Below are 1,463 nucleotides of genomic sequence, written 5' to 3'. Positions count from 1 at the left end.
TAAACTGTACCCCTTGTAAAGGACAATTAAAAAAAGCCTATGCTATTTGTTGAAGTTGCTGCCTGTATTTTGCAGGCGGCAACTTTTTTAAATTCCATTGCCCACGATAATGATTGTAGTACGTCATGTAACTTTTAATTTCACGTTTTACTTCCTCTAATGTTGTGCACTCTTTAATGTTCGTCTCATCTTTAAAATGGCCAAAAAATGATTCCTGGGGAGCGTTATCCCAACAGTTTCCCTTCCGAGACATCGATTGACCTAATCCCATTCGTTTAACTACCGCCTGGAATTCAGGATTTGTGTAATGGAAACCTTGATCTGAATGAATAAATGCACCCTCAGAAAGATGACCGTGTTTTCTCAATTTCCGAAGGGTATTCAGCACAATTTCTAAATGTAGTGAAGAGGATACTTCGTACGCCAAAATTTCGTTTGTCTCTGCGTCCTTAACTGTGGATAAATATGCTCGTTTTCCATCTTTATATGTTAAATAAGTGATATCGGTTAATAATACTTTTCCCGCTATACCTTGTTTGAAATTGCGTTGTAATAGATTGGGACACGTACGATGTTCTTTTGTTGCCTTCGCCATACGTCGATAAGGATTCGCCTTACGAATCGGACAGATAATATTATATTTCTTCATGATACGACGAATGCGCTTTAGATTATAGGTAATATTATATTGATTTTGGAGTGTCATTTTAATTTGGCGTGCACCTTTTTTGCGTCCTTTGAAGCGATAAGCCTTTAAAATGAGATCCCTTACAATTTCATCTGCTTGTTCTTGCACTACTCGTTTTTGCGACGACTGTTCCGCAAAATAATTATAATAACTTGAACGAGAGACACCCATCACTTCGCATAAATAGCTTACCATCCGCTTCAAATTATACTTATTGACGGTGTAAAGGATTAATTCAAATTTCGCTCCTGTCGGGATTTTTATTTCCTCTTCAACGCCTGCCTTTCGAGTAAATCGAGCTTTTTTAGTAATTCATTCTCTGCACGTAATAATTGATTTTTAGCTTCTAAACGAGCAATTTTCTCCTCGAGTGTTAGTTCGCGATCTACTGGACGACCCGCATTACCTTTACGTGTGTCCTGTAAACCGTTCACACCCTCTTTTCGATACGCAGCACGCCAACGCTTACTAGCGGAATGTACACGCTCTTTACCGATTAGCTCAACGTCAAGACCTGCTTCCTCAAATATCTCCCCTGGCAATTTACCTTTTTCGTATTCTGTAATAAAATGACGTTTATATTCATCTGAATAAGTAATTCCTTTTTCACTGACTGCTTTCACATTGGGATTACATTTTAGTTGCTCCTGTTCTTTTTTAGTAAATAATATGTTAGTCATTTGATCCCACCCCCGACATCATTTTTCATAGTATACATAAAAATACCCTATAAGAGGGACTTTTTCAAAGTGTCCATCTTATAGGGTACAGTTTA

The 1,463-nt window shown here is 37.7% G+C and carries 1 protein-coding gene; it reads right to left on the bottom strand.

Translation table 11 applies throughout. From position 1 onward, the window contains the following. Window positions 1-37: 37 nt before the first annotated feature. A protein-coding gene (locus CSV68_RS16400) for an IS3 family transposase (protein ID WP_483315685.1) occupies window positions 38-1,368 on the bottom strand; the annotation gives its coding sequence in 2 pieces (ribosomal slippage) (window positions 38-981 and window positions 981-1,368; 1,332 coding nt in all). Between the last annotated feature and the right edge of the window lie 95 nt (window positions 1,369-1,463).

Origin of the sequence: Sporosarcina sp. P29, assembly GCF_002743265.1 — a bacterium.
Classification (GTDB): domain Bacteria; phylum Bacillota; class Bacilli; order Bacillales_A; family Planococcaceae; genus Sporosarcina.
This window is presented reverse-complemented; position numbering and strand designations above follow the sequence as displayed.